Annotated in this window: 2 pseudogenes; one reads left to right on the forward strand and one right to left on the reverse strand. The window is 33.1% G+C overall.

From position 1 onward, the window contains the following. Positions 1-447 (forward strand): annotated as a pseudogene (locus tag DMP16_RS11120) (hypothetical protein); the annotation flags it as partial. Positions 448-517: 70 nt separating this feature from the next. On the opposite strand, the pseudogene DMP16_RS11125 reads toward DMP16_RS11120, so the two are convergent. Further along, positions 518-1115, reverse strand: a pseudogene (locus DMP16_RS11125) (APC family permease); the annotation flags it as partial.

The raw sequence follows: 1115 nt of genomic DNA on the forward strand, positions 1-1115 counted from the left end.
GGCTTATTAACTGCAGTTCTAGAACCAGGTTTCGCCTATATTTATCTCGTAGTCTTCAAACCAAAATTAGACATTCAACTAGGACTATCGTATGGGGTTTACTTAGCCTTTTACGAAAACGCTATTCTTTTAGGATTACTACTCTTCCCTGATTATTTAATTTTAAATATACCATTTTCTCTTACCCTCCTAATTTCTCACATTATGGACAGGTTATCTTCGCTAATCCTTCATTTGTTTTGGGGATTTTCATCTGTTTTAGCAATAATGAAAAAAGATATTAAATATCTCTTAATTTCTATGCCTTACGGTATGGTTGACTCATTAACGGCATATATTGACCTAACTAGAGCCATCCCACCAGTGTTATTATCGAGTATACTACTCATAATAGCAATAAGCTGTCTACCAATAATCATATACGAAAAGGGAAGGATTTCTAATTAATTTAATGATTTTAGATCGCCACACTATTCTTATCTACTACAATCCAGATTTTTATCTCATCATAGATAGCTTATTTAAACCTTTCTAATCTTATCTGGTTGTGAACTACAGCTATAATTACTCCAGCCAAAATCGATAAGATACTTATGAGAAAGTAAGAAGTTATCTCTTCATAGATCCCGTAACCCATTAATAGTACGGCTAGGATACCTAGGAGTATATCGTAAATCTTTAGCTTGTAATTCTTTTTAGCAAATAATGGATAACCTCCAGAGACTATGATGTGAGAAGTATACAATGTAACTAAAGATATCGTGGTTGTTACATTATATAAATTATAAAATTGTCTAGTAACACTTCCTATTAAGTTAACCCCAAGGAAGAATGAAGCAACAATGATTATGGACAATAACATATCTTTCTTTACCAAAGTATATGTTAGTCTAGATAACGCAACATAAGCCGCGGTAACTGAACCAATGAGACTATTAATAGTAAAAATGAAGAATATTAGAGCAAAAGTGTTTCCCATAACTTTTTGAGATATGTAGAAACCTGGGTATGAGGTAGCATTTAAAAGACTTGCCACACCGGTGTTTGTGAATCCAGCGAAAGCTATTTCGTAATATGAGGCAAATAGTACTGCAAAGCTAGCTACACAATAAGCT

Origin of the sequence: Sulfolobus sp. B1, assembly GCF_007050195.1 — an archaeon.
GTDB lineage: Archaea > Thermoproteota > Thermoprotei_A > Sulfolobales > Sulfolobaceae > Saccharolobus.